Raw genomic sequence first — 16,089 nt, forward strand, 5'->3', positions numbered from 1 at the left:
TCCTTTCTGTGAATACCGCGTCCCCTGACTCAGCGCACACCGCTTACGTCGTACACGTAGGCGCGGCCTGTCCCGTCGGCCAGCGTCAGGGTCTGACCGTTCACATTCGCGGGAAGGGCGAAGAAGAAGCGCACCCGAACCTCCTCGCCTGCCCCCAGCGTCCCGCCCGCCGTCTCATCCCGGCTGGCCTTGAGCAGCAGGCCGTTGTACTCCACGCGCTCGCCGTCCGCGTCTCTCAACATGGGTTTGAAGTCGGACCAGGCGTAGCGCCCGCCGCCCGGCTCCATGTTGCGGAGCGTGAAAACGGCGCTCAGGTAGCGCTGCCCGGCAGCGGGAGCCTTCCCGTTCAGGGCTTCCCCCGTGAACTTCACGTCGTCAAGCCGCACGTCGAAGCGCTCGAGTGGATTGAAGGTCTTCAGGGCGGCGGGCACCTGCGTCAGCGGAGTCGCGCCGCTGGTATCAGTAGGGTCGGCTACCGCCTTGGGGAGCGGCTGCACCTGGCCGCGCAGGTCGTAGCGCAGCAGGGCCGCCTCGCGCTGTACCAGCAGCTTGGGCACGCCTCCCCCGGCAGGCACTCGGATGACGGTCAGGACGTTGACTTTCTGGGCGGGCTTGAGGTTGATCTCCAGGCGCTCGGTGGTGCCGTCGCGGGCCACCGCCTGGGCATAGGGGTGGTTGCGGTCCTGGGCATCTACCGCCGTGAACTTCAGGTCGGGCCAGTAGTAGCGCACGTCGCGCCTCTGCGGGTTGTGAACCGCGAAGTGCAGGAGCAGCAGTTTCTCGGCAGCCTTGGGGGAATACACCGTGTTGCCGATCACCACGTGGCCCACGCTGTACTCGACCTTCAGCAGCGTGAAGTTTAGCGGGCTCTGCTTGCCCAGAGTGAAGGTCTCGCCGAGCTTGGCGACCTCACCTTCCAGTTCGGTGGTGCCCTGAACCACGCGGCTGGGGGTGGTGGCCTGTGCGGCCTGGGCGAGGGTGAGGGCAGCCAACACGGGCAAGATGAGACGAACGGTCTTCTTCATGGGGTCTCCTGGGTGGCCGCTGGGGCCTGTGAGCTACGCCTACCTTAGGAAGGCGTGGATGATGAGGGCATGGTGGGCTGACAGAGAAAAAGGAGGCCCGAGCGCGTCGGCACCTCCCCACTTCACATGGCCTTGTCTCAGTTGCCGGTCCAGTAAGCAGCGGCGGCCGCGATGCCGAATTCCTGCTCGAGCTTGCCCTCCCACAGGCCGGTGCTGGCGTCGGGTCCTGCGCCCAGTGAACCCTTGAGTTCGACGCGCATTCCAGCGTCCTGAATGCCGTCCTTGCCGAACTTGATGTAGATGCCCTCCTTGGCCCCGACTCCGCCCGTGACAGGCACGCCCTTGGGCAGCTTGAGTTCGGCTTTGACGCCCGTGAAGAGGGTGGCGTTGCCGTTCCAGTCCAGGCTCGCCGAGGCGAAGCCACCCAGCCAGTCGGTGTCCATCAGGGATGAGGTGGAGAGTTCGATGTCGATCTTCTTGCAGCTCAGCGAAAAGCTCAGGCCCAGCCCCCGCGCCTTGAGGCCAGCGGAAGGCACCTTGGACTTCACCTTGGCCCCCGAGAACACCCCGCCGCAGGGATCGGCGTCGAGGGTGGGCAGTTCGGCGAGGTCGAGGGGGACGCCCGGCAGGGTCTGTCCGGTGCAGAACAGGTTCGGCACCTCGCTGAAAAACACCCCTCCGTACACGACCGGGCCGTAGAACATAGCCTTGGCTGACGCCTCGATCTGCGCCCGCTTGGCGGCGCGCACCGCCGGATCGGGAAGGTTGGCCGCGAGCGCGGTTTCGAACTTGACGCGCGCCGAGACGTACCGCGCCATCGCCTGCTCCTGCCCTTTGAGGTAGGGCCGCAGGGCGTCCATATAGGTCTGATACACGTCGTCGTACACGGCGTCCACGTCTGCGCAGGTGTGTCCAAGCGGCAGGGCATGCAGCCGCGTTTCCAGCGTCTTGTTCCGCTGATCGGCCAGCGGACGCCACGCCTGGTCGAGCGCGTAGTGGGCGTCGTACGCGGCCTTGTGCGCGGGCCAGACTTCCGGCTCGAAGATGGAAGTGCTGATGGCCCCGTTCACCAGCTTGAACCAGCGGAGCTCGCCGGGATCAAGCACCTGCGAGAGGTTGACCGCCGTGGCCTGCTCTCCCAGGGCGCGCAGAATGGCGCGCCCCTGCCGTTCCAGCGCCTCATATTGCGGGTGCAGGACAATGGCTTCACGGCGGTTCCTGGGCAGCTTGAGCTGCGGCAGCTCGAATACCGCGCCGCGCGACAGGTCGAGGAGCGCCGCCGATGGACGGCGGGTCGGGGACTGCTCGCGTGGCCCCACGCCGTCGCCGGGACGTCCCGGCGTCTTTTCCTTGAGGATGATGTCCTGCGATTCGGGTGCGGGCGTGCGCCGCAGGGCGGCACGCAGCTCTTTGGTTGCGCCAGCGACATCGCCGCTGCACAGCAGGGCCTTGGAGAGGTTCATGCGGGCTTCAGAGAGGTCAGGGGCGAGCGTCAGCGCCTGTTTGAGTGGAGCCTGCGCCTCGCTCCAGCGGCCCAGCCCCAAGAAGGCGTGGCCCCGGTTGGTCAACGCGATGGCCTGGCCGGGCACGCCGCCGGGTGCGGGCAGTGGACCGCCCAGTTCCGCTGCCCAGTCCAGCACCGCGATGGCCTCACGGGGCAGGCCCGCGAGGGTGAGCACGCCCGCCAGGTTCACCAGCGTCATCGCGTCCTTGGGTTTGGCACGGTGCCTGGCAAGAAGCAGGGCCAGGGCCGCGCGTGGGCTCTTCACGGAGAGCGCCGCCGCCACATCCGAGGACGTGCCCCCGGCGGCTTTCCGGCCCGCTGCACCGACCAGTGTCTCCGCCGTCTTGAGAGCGGTCTCGAAGGTCATCGCCCCCTTCTCGCGGCGGATGGGCAGGGCCAAGACCTTGGTGCCCTTCTCTTTGAGTTCGCGCAGCTGTTTCAGCGACTGTTCCACGGGCGGGCGGGAGGGATCGCCGGGCTTCAGGGTCGCCAGCATCTTCTCCAACGACTTGATGGCCTCGTCAATGTCCAGGCCAGCGGCGGGCGCGAGGCCGGGCGTCTTGTAGTCGCGCACGGCGGGCTTGCAGGCACCGGTGCGCTGCTCAGCGACTTCCGCGCGCATCTTGTCGAAGGGGTGCAGGACAGTCTGGTCGCTCAGCGACACCCACGGCCCGGCAGCCAGGGCGGGAGAGGCGAGCAGGGCGGTTCCGAGGGCCAGCAGTAACATCCAGGTGGTCTTCATAGCTTCAGGGTGACGCAGGGAGAATGATGGCCGGATGGTGGGGGTACGACTGGGACGGCAGACAACAGAAAGGGCCGCCCGGCGAAGGCGGCCTGAGGGGGGGAGGAGGCGTTCAGGGGTTCTTGAGGTAGAGCTCCATCGTGTTGCCGTAACGGTCGCCCTCGTCGTGGAACAGGGCGAGTACCCTGGGCGCGAAGGTCTTCTGATCCGCAGAGCTCAGCAGCAGCTGTTCCTTGATGCCGTTCAGGACGTGAGTGGCGCTCACAAAGTAACGCCCGATGGGCACGCCCAGGACGCCGGAGCCGTCGGTGAAGGGGCGGGTAAAGGGTGTGGTGCTGCCCAGCATATTGGGTCCGTCAGGCGTGAAGGTGAAGTCCAGGGTGTCGTAGTCGAGCTCCACAGCGGAATGCGCGACGGAGGTGTTCACTTTGCCCGAGGGCAGGTCGTCAGCACCGAGCGTGAAGTCCCGCACTGCGCCCTGCGCGCCGTCGAAGGGCATGTCGGTGTCCGGGCTGAGGCGCACCTCGTACATCTGTCCACCGAAGCTCAGACGCAGATACGCGCCCGCCGCCCAGGTGCCGGGCTGGTGCGCCAGGGCGATCCGGTAGCGGCCCTGGGCGTCGGTCTTGCCGAGCGCGTTCATGTTGTAGTAGGCGGTGTGGTCGGCAAAGACCTCCACATCGGCGAGAGGCTCACCAGCCTCGGCTCTTACGGTGCCTGTCATGACGTATGGGGTGAGGGTGCCGGGCACAGGAAGTTGAGGGGAGGGCGGAATCGGAGCGGGCTGCCCTGTACTGGGCGGCGTGGGGGCGGGTTGGCCTGAGGTGGCACCTCCCCCGCAGGCGGAGAGGGTGGTGACGGTCAGGGCGAGCAGCAGCAGTTTCGCGTTCTTCATGTCGTTCCTCCTGGGGCGGCTGTGGACGCGCCGCTTTCAGTGAGTGGAGCGTAGGAGCACGCAGATGATGGGCCGATGGTGCCGCTGAAAGACCTCCAAGGGCGGAGGCGACCGCCCCTACCTGCTGACCTGGGTTGAACCTACGTGCTCGCTGCTCCGTCTCTCCGGTGAGACAACCCGTCAATCGGGTTGGCCGGAAGTGTTCACCCTGGGAAGGCAGCTTCCCCCCGCTGTGGTGCAACGTCCTGGCTGTAGTTGCTCAAAACAAATGACCGCCCTCAATGGAACGCGGGGTCTCCTTAAGTGCGGAGGGAACCATCCTCGGCTTTCCGGGGGCCGCCGCTCGCTGCGTCCCCGGGGGCACCATCGGCCCATCATCCTGCCCCCCGCATCATCCGGCCAGTCGAAGCGCACCAGCCTGTGCGAAAGGAATCCATCATGACCCACGTCCGACTGCTCGCCCTCACCCTTCTCGCCCTGCCCGCCGCCTCCGCCGCGCCCCTCGACCCCGTCAGCGGCTCCTGGAAAGGCCTGCTGAACGGCTTTGCCCCGCTGGAAGCGAGCCTGACCCTCAAAGGCAACAGGGTCACGGGCGTCACGCACTTCGCGAAGATGGACTTCCCGGTCACGGGCTCCTTCAACGCCCAGAAGAACCTCGTCACGTACACCTTCAAGTGGGTGGACGGCAAGACCGCCACGGTGAACCTCAAGCTGGGGGGCAACACCCTGAGCGGAACGTACCAAGTTCACACCAATTCCAAGGAAAACATTATGACCCTGACGCGGGTCTCCTCCACGGCGGCGAGCGCCCCCGGCAAGGCCGGACCTTACGTCATGACGGGCGTGGTGCGCGACGAGAAGGGCAAACCCCTGGCAGGTGTCGAGGTCTTCGCCGACCACACCGCCTTCTACAACATGAACGCGCTCGGCAAGACCGACGCCCAGGGCCGCTACCGCATCGCCTTGGCCCATCAACCCGGCACCTGGAATGCGGGCGCCTACCTGAGGGGGGAGGTAGGTAGGCAGCTGTTCGAGGTGCGCCTGTCGCCCGACGATGACACGCCTTTCGATGGATCCAAGGGCGCAGTGCGGAACTTCACCTATAAGGCCAGCGACGCTCCGGGCGGCAAGGTGTACACCTCCATCGCCCACAGCAACGTCGAACTCGATTACGACTCCCTGGAGTTCACCTTTACCCCTGACGGTCCGAACGCCACGGGCAGCACCAGGCCGTTCACACGAAAGTTCGTTGTTGGTTCCGGCGTTCAGAATGTGCCGCTGGGCCGCTACCGGGTCAGCGCCACACAGGTCTTGAACGGCGTCAGGCAGCAGCTTCTGCTGAGTTCGCGCCTCCAGAAAGAGGCCTCGACCAACGTGCGGGCTGCCTTCACCCACGACAGCCACTACGGCGAGACCCTCGAACTCTTCCTCAACAACCCCTGAGTAGTGGACGAGAGAGCTGGAGTGGGGAGCGCAGGATCTCGTTTTTCCGTCCCACGGAAAGCATCACCAGTTCCCTCTCCCGAAGTGATCCCAAAGGAGAACAACCCATGCGAACCCTGCCCCTTGCCGTTTCGCTCCTCGCGCCGCTCGCCCCCATCTCCCACACCCAGGCTGCCACCGCGCAGATCCAGCAGAGCCAGACGCGAGCGGTACCCGTCAAGGCGCGCCCTTTCCACATGGTCGGCGTGGTGACAAACTCCCTGGGCGTGCCTCTGAAAGGGGTGCGTGTCGGCGCGGACAACACGGTCATCGACGGCTCCGAGGTCTGGACGACCACGGACGCGCAGGGCCGCTACGACCTTGACCTCTCGAAGATGCCAATCCTGAATTCGTGGACAGCCGTCGCTCACCTTGTGGTGAAGTACAACGGCGACCAGCGGACGCTGACTCCCGAACCCGACAATACGGCGGCCTTTCTAGGCAAGGATGGCGCGGTTCGGAACTTCACCCTGAGGATCATGGGGAAGTCACCGGGGGGCGGCTACTACGGCGCGATGTTCTACGCGCAGCTTGGTCTGTCCGACGTTGGGGAGATGCCTGAATACGGTGACGTCGAGTTCATCCTGACCCCGCTCGGATCGCTCATTGACGGCTCGAAGGGCCAGCCCATCAAGCTTCGCCAATCTCAGCTTCCCTTCGAGGTGCCGCAGGGCCGCTACACCGTCACGGCGCGCTCGATCTCGAGCAAGGGGCCGATCTGGCTCGCGCCGCGCAAAGGTGACTATGGCCCCAGCGCCACCGTGGACATGATCTACTGGGCGGGCACAGGCGTGACGCTGGAAGTGTCGATGGTTCATCCCCGGCGGTGAGCAGGGGGATGCGTCAACGTGTCCAGGCCAAGGACGGGAAGACTTGCGCAGAACGTTCGGCGTCGCCTGGGTGTTGCTGGGTCTCGTGGTGGGTGCGGTGCGGGTGCCCGTGTTGAGGAGCGTGACGAGCGAATCTCATTGGGAAGGCGTGCAGGGCGTCGTTCTGTCCTCGGCGTTCGAGCGCAGCGTCTCCCAGGAGATCAACGCCAACGACAACCGAGATCGAGCGCTTTGGGCCTCGCGTCACGTACCGCTCTAGGGCCCTGGGCGTGACCCGAGTGACTCATGACTTCACGGTGTCCGGGGCTGCGTCCGTTGACGCGGCCTGGGCACGGGCACAGCAAGAGCGTGACAAGCCCAGCTCCCAAGTGACGGTGTACCACTCGCCCGACGGCACGCGCTCTGTCCTCCTGCCGAGTCTCTCCGCACGGGTCCGGGCGTGGCTCGTCCTGCCCGGCCTCGTGGCACTGATCGGTGCGGGACTCCTGTGCGAGGAGCGTCCTTCTCTTTGTCATCCCACCTGACCGGTCACGCGGCGACCTGAGCCTCCTCGTCCGCCTCCGCCAGGCCGCCGGAAAGACCTCGCCTCCCTGCTTCCGAACCCTGCGCTGACGGCCTGCATAGGAACCATCGGTGCCGCACAAGGTGATGGGTGAACGGTGCCGCTCTGGTATCTTTAAAGAATCATGAGCAGCGCGCCCTGGCACCTGGCGGCCTTCGGTAAACCGCGCCTTCTCGATCCGTCTGGGAGGGCGGTGCGCTGTGAGCAGCGGACGCTCGCCCTCCTGACCTACCTCGCCCTGGAGGGATCTACGTCACGCTCGCGGTTGGCGGGACTCCTCTGGCCGGACACACCCGAGGGGGGAGCGCGCAACAACCTCGTGCATCTGCTGCGCCGCGTGGCGAAAAGCCACCACCCCGACCTTCTTCATGCGGGGGAGGCGGTCGCACTCGGCACCGCCCTGAGCTCGGACGTGACGGCCTGGGGTGTCACGGGTTCGCCTCTGCCCGAGGCCGGCACCGTGCCGCCCGGCGTGCTGCTCGATGGCGTGGCCCTCGACGATCAACCCGACCTCGCGGAGTGGCTGCTGGCGTGGCGGGAGCGGCTCGACCTCGCGCGGGCCGAGCGGTTGACGGGGGCCGCGAGCAGGGCAGAGGCCGAGGGCGACCTTCTTGGGGCCATCCGCCTGGCCCGCGACCTGATTGACCTTGATCCACTGTCGGAGGACGCCCACCGCCGCCTGATGCGGCTGCTGTACCTGACTGGCGACCGCCCGGCGGCCTTGAAGGCCTACCACCGCTGCCGGGGCGTCCTGGAACGCGAGCTGGGAGTGGAGCCGATGCCTGAGACCCAGGATCTTGCCCGCCTGATCGACCGGGGCGCGGTTGAGGTGCCCCCAGTACCCTCGGCGCGCCGTATCCCGCTCTCGGTTCTGAGACCGCCTGTCTTGGTGGGACGGGCGGCGGCATGGGCGAGGATGGAAGAGGCGTGGGCGAACGGGCAGTCCATCCTGCTTGTCGGCCCTGCAGGCGCGGGCAAATCGCGGCTGATGCACGACTTCGTGGCGAGCAAGGGTCCGGCCTTTCGTCTGGAGGGACGGCCGGGCGACCGCGCCGCGCCCTTTTCGACGACCGCACGCATGTTGCGCCGGGTGCTGGACCTCCTGCCGCCGGGGTTCGAGCTGCCGGGGTGGGTCATGCCTGCCCTGGGGCCTCTGCTGCCTGAGACGCGGGCGGACCTGCGCGGCGGCCCTCGCGATCCGCGCATGATCGAGGCCATTCATGTCATGTCAGGCGTGGCCATCCAGGTTCTGGGCGCAGTGGTGAGCGTGTTTGAGGATCTGCACGAGGTCGACCTGGCCACCACCGACATGGGCATGGCGATGCTGGCGAGCCACTTCCCGCTGGGGCAGGCGGGCGGACTGCCGCATTTCGTCGGCACCTTCCGGGCCGAGGAACTGGATCCGGGCACACGCGCGGTGTTCGAGCGGTTCGTGGCTGCCGGACAGTCGGTCTGGATTGACCTCGCGCCGCTGCTGGACGCGGACGTGCAGGAACTGGTGGGAAGCCTCGACCTGCCCGGAATCGAGGGGCGCAGCGCGGAGCTTGCCCGCTTCACTGGGGGCAACCCGCTGTTCGTGCTGGAGACCGTCAAGCACATGCTTGAACAGGGGCCGCAGGGCGCGGTGGGGCCCCTCCCCGTGGCTGAGAAAGTGTCGGGCATCATCACGCGTCGCCTGGCTGGGCTCTCGACCTCCGCCCTGCACGCCGCGCGGGCCGCCGCCGTCTTGCAGAGCGATTTCGACCTTGAACGCGTGGCCGAGGTGCTGCGCGCGCCCTTGCTGGAGGTTGCCGCCGCCTGGGAGGAGCTGGAGGAGACTCAGATCGTGGTCGGCGAGCGCTTCAGCCACGATCTGATCGCCGAGACTCTGCGGGGGGAGACGCCTGAGGGCGTGCGCCGTCTGCTGCACCGCGCGGCAGCCCGCACGCTGACCGCGTTAGGCGAAGGTTCGCCCGCGCGCATCGCCGGGCACTGGCTAGCCGGGGGCAACACGGCGCAGGCCGCTCCGTGGCTGATCCGGGCCGGACACGTGGCGTGGCGGGCCGCCCGACTGGAGGAAGCCCAACGCTTCTTCGTGCAGGCCGCCGAACTGCTGGCCCCCCACGACTCCGCCGCCGCCTTCGCCGCCCTGGCGCTGCGCGCCGAGGTGCTCGCCAACATGGACGATCCCCGGCACGGGGACGCCGTCCGGGCGTTACACATCCAAGCCGTCACGCCTATGGAGCGCGCCACCGCCCTCATGCAGGAATACCGCCTGCTCGAACGGACGTTCGACGTGGGCCGCATCGAGCCGATCGTTCAGGCGGGCCTGGCGGCCCTGCGCTCCGCCGAACCGGGTCAGGAAGCGTGGCTCGTGGAAGCGCAGCTCACCGAGGGGCTGGCGCTCGTGGCCTTTGTGCGGGGGCAGCACGAGGAGACGCTCGTTCATCTCGGGCGGCTGGCGGACCTTGGCGGGCGCACGGCGTCGCTGGAGTGGCAGGCCAAGGCGCAGGAGGGGTTGGGGCTGGCCCTGAGCGCCACCTCGCCGCGCGAGGCCCGCGCTCATCTGGAGCGGGCAGAGGCGCTGCACCTCCGCAGACAGGATTTCCTGCGGGCGGGGTCGAGCCTCGCCAAGCTAGCGCGCGTGCTGTGCGAACTCGGTGAGGTGGCGGCGGCCCGCGAGGTGGTGGCTCGGGGGGCCGCGCACCTGGGCCGCCTGGATGCCAACCACGGCGAGCGCATCGCGCTCCTGAACGCACAGATCATGGTCGCGCAGGCGTCCGGTGATCTCGAACTCGCCCGTGCGTTGTACGATCAAGCTCAACGGGATCACGGTCCGGAACACAGCGCGCTGCTCGGCTATTTCCCGGTGCTCCACGCCAAAACGTTGCGCCTCGCCGGACAGCTGGAGGAGGCCCGCAGCGAGATCGCCCGCTCGCGTGATGGGCGGCCTTTCCCGGGCCACCTCAAGGCGGCGCGAAATTTGGAGGAGGCGACGATCTTGCTGGCCCTCGGACAGGGAACCGAGGCAGACCCTCACCTCGCCCAGGCTGAACGTGAGCTCCAGGCGGCCTCCAACGTCGCGTGGCAAGCTCGGCTCCACGACTTGCTGGCCGTGCGGCTCGGTTCAGACGCAGGCCGGGTTCACCAGGAGGCCGCACAGGTGCTGCGTGAACAGCACGGGTTGCCGGAAAACCATTGGAGTGCCCTGTGACCATCCTGTGGAGGCTCAGAACCCTGGCGGCGCTCACTTCCGCCCGGTGGTCACCCACAGGGACCTGATCGTCTGTACCTCAGCGTAGACCCTACCTCCAGCAGCAGCGGGCATTTCCTCTGGCTGCATTGCGCTAGGGAGCGTAACGTCTACGCCGGGCCTCACAGGTGCAAAAGGTTGTGCTGCTTTAACCTAGCCGGGAGGGACTTGCCACTCATGAACGACGACAAATCCCACCTCTGTTTTCCGGCGTGCATCATTGGGCACGCGACAGGGCGTGCCTCCTCGTCCCATGAAGCGACCGGGGCGTCCAGCAATGGGTGTGTTGCCTTTCCCAGCCCTCCAACAGAGGGTGGGGGTGACCTGAGGACGAGGCCATCCCCGCCGCAACTGCAACCTGCGTTTGGAACGCTTTTTAATTGTGCTTCCTAGAGAACGGGCGACCATGAGGGCGCCTGTCCGCTTCGTTCGGTCCAGATGCAACCGCTGGTCCCGGCGTGATGGTGGAAGTCCAAGCCCCGAGGCTCAAGCATCCTGTGTGTGTTTTCGCCGCTTAATAGTTGTGCTGCCTCTATTGGGGCTGCGATGGCTTCACCCGCCGTGACCGGCCCCCAACCCTACCGCCACCGCGTCCCAATGACCATCGTCCAGCACGCGACCTGGCTCGACCACCGTTTCCCGCTCAGCGATCGGGATCTGCAGGAATTCCTGCATCAGTGCGGCCCAACAGGTCGGGGACGGGAGTCTCGGCGAATGCAGTATCAAGCCTAGTGGACTCTGTGCGGAAGACCGGCACCAGCCGGAACCCCGCCAAGGTTCCAGCTGGTGGCGGGGTGACCACAGGGCCGCGGCAGCCATCTGAAGCAGATTGCCAAAAGCCGATGGCCTCTTCACTACAGTCACTGGTCAGTCACGCACGGTCTCCTACAGTCAGATCATGACCTTTTTTCACAAAAGTCCTTGGGCCGCGCTCGCTTGTGCGCTGCTGCTCAGCACGGCTTCTGCCCAGACTCAGCCTTGGCGGGCCTGGAGCGACGCCCTCCCCCGCCCGGCCCTAGAAGAAGCGCAAGATAAGGTGGCCGAGCTGCAAGCCACAGCCTGCGGCGAGTCCGGCAATGCGGGCGCCCTGCTGGCCCAGCTGGAGAATCATCTGGGAAACGCGTCCCCACTCTCCCCGCAGGCCCTACAGGCGGCGCTGGACAGTGCTGGACTTCAGCCGCCTGCCCAGCGCCCAGTCGCTCTGAGCCTCTCCAGTGCACTGGCCCACGCCCAAGCTTGGCTGGAGCAGCACGATCCAGCGGGTCTCAAGGCTCTCGCGGCCAGTGAGGACGCCCGCAGCGCGGCCAAAGCCAAGGCCGCCGCGCTGGAAGCTACCCTGCTGAATAAGCCAAACGCGGCGGCGGCCGCCCTGCTGACGGCCCACCGCCTGGATCCCAAAGACGCCGAAACGTTGGTAAATCTGGGCGGCGCGCTGGTGGTGCTGGCGCTCCCCAATGAAGCACTGGCCGTGTTGGACGCTGCCAACCAACTCCCCCTTCCCATTGGCGGCGCATTGGGATGGTCGCCTCAGGCCGTCGCCCTCAACAACCGGGGAGTGGCACTCCTGGATCTGGGTCAGGCTGGCAGCGCAGAACCGCTCTTCCGTCAGGCGCTGCGCCTCACCCCCGATTTGGTGGAGGCGCGGAGTAACTTGGCCCGGGCACTGGCCTGCACAGGGAAAACGGCAGAGGCCGCAACCCTCCTCCGGGCCAGCGGACGGCGCACCGCCCAACCTACCCCAGCCACGCCCGGAACCCCCGTGACGCCCACCGGAGTTCCCCCAGCCGAGGTCACTTCGGACGACGATCCGGAAGGCACAGAGGAGACAACTCGGCCTATCGAATGGGCGTTTGACATCTCACACGGCAAGGGAGTCAATCTGCCCAATCTGAAGTTACCTGGGTCGCCCAAAGAAGCCTTAGAGCTGAACGCCAGCTACGGTGCCCTGTCGACCACACTGGTGGGACGGGTGCACGGGCTGGCTCAGCAGCAGAGTCAACTCATCTCTTCGCTGGGCGCGCAGCGTTTGGGCGAGCCACCGCTGGTGCAGCTGCGGCAAGCAGCGCTGGACGCCGCCCTTGTTCAGTCCCGCCGGGAACCCCGAATTCGGTCCCTGTGGACAGCCACCGAGCAAGCCGACCGGGAGGTGCAGCGGGTCATTGACGGGTTCAACCAAGAGTTCAGTGGCTTCTATGCCCAGACAGCTGGCCAAGTGGACGCCCTTCCGCGCCTCCAGGCGCTGTGTATTCCAGCCATGAGTAGCGCGACCAACAGTTGGCGGGCGGCGATGAACCTGTATGCCACCCGCCTAGCCAAAGCCGCCGAAGCCCAGTACCGACTCGAAACTGGATTGGCCGCCAATTCCAGCGATTCGCAGTGGCACCTGTTCGCCTCGTTGACCGCCGAGCACACCGCAGTCAACAGTTACGCCACCTTGGTCAACAGCGCGGCGCAGTGGACCGGCTTGGTGACAACCCTAGCCACCGTATGTGTTGAGAGTGAGACGACCTCACTGGTGCAGGAGGTGGCGGGGCCACTCCATACGCCGCGCGCCGACCTCTGCTCCGGCACCATGGACCACCTGAGCCTATCGGTGTCGATCAAGGTGGTGCAGATCAGCGTGTCGTGTGACAAGGCCAGTCTCAAGGTTGCCTCACCCGGCTGGATTGGCGCGTTTGGCAAGGTCGACAAAAGCTTTACGTCCGGTGACGTCACGGTTTCGGCAGGGGCCGAAATCGGGGCCGAAGTGCCGCTCACCTCAGCGGGCATCAAAGCAGCAGGCGGTTTTTACGTCACCCTCAATGCTGAAGGAGAATTCAAGGACGTCGGCGTCTTGGCTGAAGCCAAAGCCTCCCTGTCTACTAAAGTTGGGCCCGTCAAAATCGGCTCATCGGTTAAAGGACTCAGTGGGCGCTGGAGCCTCATCGCTGGGTCTTCCCACTGAGCTGACAATGGACGTCGCTGTCTATCTGACCTCGTCATGCCGCAGCAGACACCTACTCTCCGCCCAGAACCATCGCGATGGTCAAGCCCGCAGGACCCTGCAGCGCATCACAAGATTTCAGGGGACAAAAGAAGCCTGTGCTCAACGTGTCGGCAGATCAAACAGATGAACCCAGGCCACTACGCCTGAGCCAAAAGGCACGCCACTGATCAAAGGAACCGTGACTCCCTGATGGACGAACTTCAATCCACCCAGCACACAGCAGACGACGAAGGACCTTTAAAACGCCCTGCACGTTGGAATTTGGCAATTTTGAAACTGCTTCGCCCGCGAGGGACGCGAACATGTCAGCGTGTGAGCAAGAGGATGCAGGTGGCGCAGTAGTCAAAGGCCGAGCTGGCATGGACGGGACAGGTGAAGGCTCACCACGACGAAGGGAATGGAAAGCAACTTGACCTCCTGATTCAGGATGGTTCGACAAGACTTGTTTCTGAGCAGACCGTGACTCGTGCAAGGGAAGGACTTTGTTGGCGAATTCACACCCTGTCGTTTTCTAGGGCGGATCGTCGCCGCTCGACATCGAAGAATGTTGGGGTTGGAGACTGTCGCCTGAATTCGCCAGCAGAATCGGGAAGCACGAAGAGGAGCTGCCCGCTTGTACCAGAGTCTGAAAAGCCGGAAGCGGTAAAGGCCGCACATCCACTGTGGAACGGGAAAAGGCCGCGAGGCCCTGCCTAGCGTTACGGAAGGTTCAGTTCAACACATCCTCCGGCGCTGGCATTGCTGCGCCTCACCATTCGTGTGTTGAGGCAGCCATTTCAACGGCGATGAAGCTCAACTCCTACGCGGTCAACGGTGTGGTCTCCACTTCCCTCACGGCCCGAGGCACGAGGTCACGAGACAATGGATCTCTCGGTCACCAACGGTTGAGTGGCGCAGGGCGAAGTGTATGGGCCTGACCGTGGTGAAGGCTGCCCTGGAGTCACCCTCCAATCACGGTGCTCTGTCTAAGGTGAGTCCAGTTCGGTCTTCACCTGACCGACGAGGAGAAGATGATGAAAAAGCTAATGCTGCTTGGAACTGCTCTGGTGCTGAGCGTCGGTCAAGGCGCCATCTCAGCACCGACAACGCCCGCTGGCACCCTCAGAAGCTATCCGTATAACCCGAACAAGAACGCCACCGAGGCCACCGATCCCCGCACGCCCTATTACGGCGAGTGGAAGTGGACCATCACGTTCCGCAATGGAACGGTCGCTTCTGGCCGGATGAGCATTTCCAAGCGGGTGACGCCCAAACAAGGCTACGCGAACGCCAGCATCGGCGCCGCCGTCTGGTGTCCCGCTGGAGACGCGTGCCCCTTTGAGAGCGATACAGCCCTGATCGGATCGACGTCCAACAACGGAGCGGCCGAACTGATCGTCGAGATGGACGACCCGGCCCCGGACCGATTTATCCGCTTCGTCGGGGTGGACCTGGACGGTGTGGTGGGGAAAGACAAAGCTGGACGTCCTACCCTGCAGGGCTCGGGCAACTGGAACTACGACAGCGCTCACGATGTGTTTGTCGACTTCACATTGACCCAGACGAGCACCGTCCCGCCCGTCAAAGCGCGGCCCTGACTCTGGTCCCAGCCCTAATCAGCACGCTGAAGCCGGTCTCGGCGGTTCTCGGCCTGCTGTTGGCCCTCGAACCCGGAGCGGCGGGTTGTCGCAGCGGTGAGGAACACTCCCTAGGGTGGCGCTTGACCTCGTGCGGTACGCTCCAGATGCAGAGGCAGCCGGCTTAACTACACTGACACGACACCCCAACTCATGCAGCGTTATGGTGACCCGTTCCCAATACACGCTGGTCGACCTCATCACCACGGAGACCTCTGCTCCAGAAGTGAACTTCCCCATCCGACAAGTTGCTCATGTCCCTAGACGGTGTGAGGAACCCTGTGGACCGTCTCCAGGACTTGGCTCAATACATAAAGTCATAACGCATCAGTTCAGTGTCACGCCCCAATCACTGGGTCTTTTCTAAGGTCACGCCAGTTCGGTACCACCTACGTGACCGACCAGGAGGAAGGTATGAAAAAGCTCGTGTTGATCTGCGTTCCACTTGTTCTGAGCGGCTGCGGGGTCGGCAGTCAGTCTCCCGCGACCACGCCCCCTGATGGGACGACGGGAGGCTCGTCGGGCGGAGGTACGCAGAGCTATCCCTATAACCCAAACATGAATGCATCCGAAGACGCTGACATCCGGACGCCGTACTACGGCGAGTGGGTGTGGGGCATGGCGTTTCCTGATGGCAGCGTGAGCGTGGGCCGAATGAGCATCGCTAGGCGAGTGAGTCCACTCGCTGGGATGACGAATGCCAGCGCTGGGGCCGCCGTCTGGTGCGTGTCAAAAGACGAGTGTCCCTACGAACGCGAAATCGGTCTGATAGGAACGAAGACTACCACTGGCAAAAGCGAGCTGTTCGCCGGAATGTATCCTGATCAGGCGTATCAGTGGGCCAGATTCATCGGCCTGGATGCAGACGGCCTTGTGGGCACCGAAATCAATGGCCAGCCGACCCTGGTAGGCACCGGCAGCTGGCAATACTATATGGGCAGCCCCAGCACAACGGTCGGGTTCGCAATGACCCAGAGGAGCACCAATCCCCCAGTCAAAGCAGTGAGCGTGGGGCCGTCGCCAGCCCTCACCAGCAAGCCAGAGATCAGTGGGGCAAACCTCCGAGCTCTAGCGCCCTCAGAACTGAGAGAACGGGCCATTGCGGCGGTGAATAAAGCTTTCTAGCCTGGTGGATTGTGTTGCCTTAACCGACTTTTCTAAAACCTAAGGTTGATCTCGCGCCTGACGTCGGTTGAGCTGGTGGGAGTGCAGAGC

General features: G+C 65.1%; 11 protein-coding genes and 1 pseudogene. 9 read left to right on the plus strand and 3 right to left on the minus strand.

What is annotated here, in order from left to right; genetic code table 11:
• Positions 1-29: 29 nt before the first annotated feature.
• The 3 genes from E7T06_RS04935 to E7T06_RS04945 form a co-directional block, all read right to left on the minus strand.
• Entirely contained in the window at positions 30-1,025 is a 996-nt protein-coding gene (locus E7T06_RS04935; protein ID WP_136364724.1) for a hypothetical protein, read from the minus strand.
• 137 nt (positions 1,026-1,162) lie between these two features.
• Entirely contained in the window at positions 1,163-3,271 is a 2,109-nt protein-coding gene (locus E7T06_RS04940) for a tetratricopeptide repeat protein (RefSeq protein ID WP_136364725.1), read from the minus strand.
• 112 nt (positions 3,272-3,383) lie between these two features.
• Complete coding sequence (locus tag E7T06_RS04945) at positions 3,384-4,166, minus strand: carboxypeptidase regulatory-like domain-containing protein (protein WP_136364726.1); 783 nt, start codon at positions 4,164-4,166, stop codon at positions 3,384-3,386.
• 438 nt (positions 4,167-4,604) lie between these two features.
• On the opposite strand from E7T06_RS04945, the gene E7T06_RS04950 reads away from it, so the two are divergent.
• The 9 genes and pseudogenes from E7T06_RS04950 to E7T06_RS04985 all read left to right on the plus strand — a co-directional run bounded on the left by E7T06_RS04950 (position 4,605) and on the right by E7T06_RS04985 (position 15,999).
• Positions 4,605-5,609: a hypothetical protein gene (locus tag E7T06_RS04950; RefSeq protein ID WP_136364727.1), complete on the plus strand. Its 1,005-nt coding sequence runs from the start codon at positions 4,605-4,607 to the stop codon at positions 5,607-5,609.
• Between the two features lie 107 nt (positions 5,610-5,716).
• Complete coding sequence (locus E7T06_RS04955) at positions 5,717-6,478, plus strand: carboxypeptidase-like regulatory domain-containing protein (protein WP_136364728.1); 762 nt, start codon at positions 5,717-5,719, stop codon at positions 6,476-6,478.
• A gap of 70 nt (positions 6,479-6,548) precedes the next feature.
• On the plus strand, positions 6,549-6,737 hold the full coding sequence (locus tag E7T06_RS04960; RefSeq protein WP_136364729.1) for a hypothetical protein: 189 nt from the start codon (positions 6,549-6,551) through the stop codon (positions 6,735-6,737).
• Between the two features lie 10 nt (positions 6,738-6,747).
• Positions 6,748-7,002, plus strand: coding sequence for a hypothetical protein (locus E7T06_RS04965; RefSeq protein ID WP_136364730.1), 255 nt, complete (start codon positions 6,748-6,750; stop codon positions 7,000-7,002).
• 162 nt (positions 7,003-7,164) lie between these two features.
• On the plus strand, positions 7,165-10,233 hold the full coding sequence (locus tag E7T06_RS04970) for a BTAD domain-containing putative transcriptional regulator (protein ID WP_136364731.1): 3,069 nt from the start codon (positions 7,165-7,167) through the stop codon (positions 10,231-10,233).
• Between the two features lie 585 nt (positions 10,234-10,818).
• A pseudogene (locus E7T06_RS21640) lies at positions 10,819-10,956 on the plus strand (IS6 family transposase); the annotation flags it as partial.
• Between the two features lie 214 nt (positions 10,957-11,170).
• Positions 11,171-13,216, plus strand: coding sequence for a tetratricopeptide repeat protein (locus tag E7T06_RS04975; protein ID WP_136364732.1), 2,046 nt, complete (start codon positions 11,171-11,173; stop codon positions 13,214-13,216).
• 1,052 nt (positions 13,217-14,268) lie between these two features.
• Positions 14,269-14,835, plus strand: a complete 567-nt coding sequence (locus E7T06_RS04980) for a hypothetical protein (protein WP_136364733.1) — start codon at positions 14,269-14,271, stop codon at positions 14,833-14,835.
• 597 nt (positions 14,836-15,432) lie between these two features.
• On the plus strand, positions 15,433-15,999 hold the full coding sequence (locus tag E7T06_RS04985; RefSeq protein WP_136364734.1) for a hypothetical protein: 567 nt from the start codon (positions 15,433-15,435) through the stop codon (positions 15,997-15,999).
• Positions 16,000-16,089: the final 90 nt, after the last annotated feature.

Source organism: Deinococcus sp. Arct2-2 (genome assembly GCF_004801315.1).
In the GTDB taxonomy this organism is placed as follows: domain Bacteria; phylum Deinococcota; class Deinococci; order Deinococcales; family Deinococcaceae; genus Deinococcus.

Excerpts from the sequence above, each read along its gene's own strand:
- E7T06_RS04970 (WP_136364731.1), top strand. The coding sequence starts at position 7,165 with ATGAGCAGCGCGCCCTGGCACCTGGCGGCCTTCGGTAAACCGCGCCTT.
- E7T06_RS04955 (WP_136364728.1), top strand. The coding sequence starts at position 5,717 with ATGCGAACCCTGCCCCTTGCCGTTTCGCTCCTCGCGCCGCTCGCCCCC.
- E7T06_RS04945 (WP_136364726.1), bottom strand. The coding sequence starts at position 4,166 with ATGAAGAACGCGAAACTGCTGCTGCTCGCCCTGACCGTCACCACCCTC.
- E7T06_RS04950 (WP_136364727.1), top strand. The coding sequence starts at position 4,605 with ATGACCCACGTCCGACTGCTCGCCCTCACCCTTCTCGCCCTGCCCGCC.
- E7T06_RS04935 (WP_136364724.1), bottom strand. The coding sequence starts at position 1,025 with ATGAAGAAGACCGTTCGTCTCATCTTGCCCGTGTTGGCTGCCCTCACC.
- E7T06_RS04940 (WP_136364725.1), bottom strand. The coding sequence starts at position 3,271 with ATGAAGACCACCTGGATGTTACTGCTGGCCCTCGGAACCGCCCTGCTC.
- E7T06_RS04980 (WP_136364733.1), top strand. The coding sequence starts at position 14,269 with ATGATGAAAAAGCTAATGCTGCTTGGAACTGCTCTGGTGCTGAGCGTC.
- E7T06_RS04985 (WP_136364734.1), top strand. The coding sequence starts at position 15,433 with ATGAATGCATCCGAAGACGCTGACATCCGGACGCCGTACTACGGCGAG.
- E7T06_RS04975 (WP_136364732.1), top strand. The coding sequence starts at position 11,171 with ATGACCTTTTTTCACAAAAGTCCTTGGGCCGCGCTCGCTTGTGCGCTG.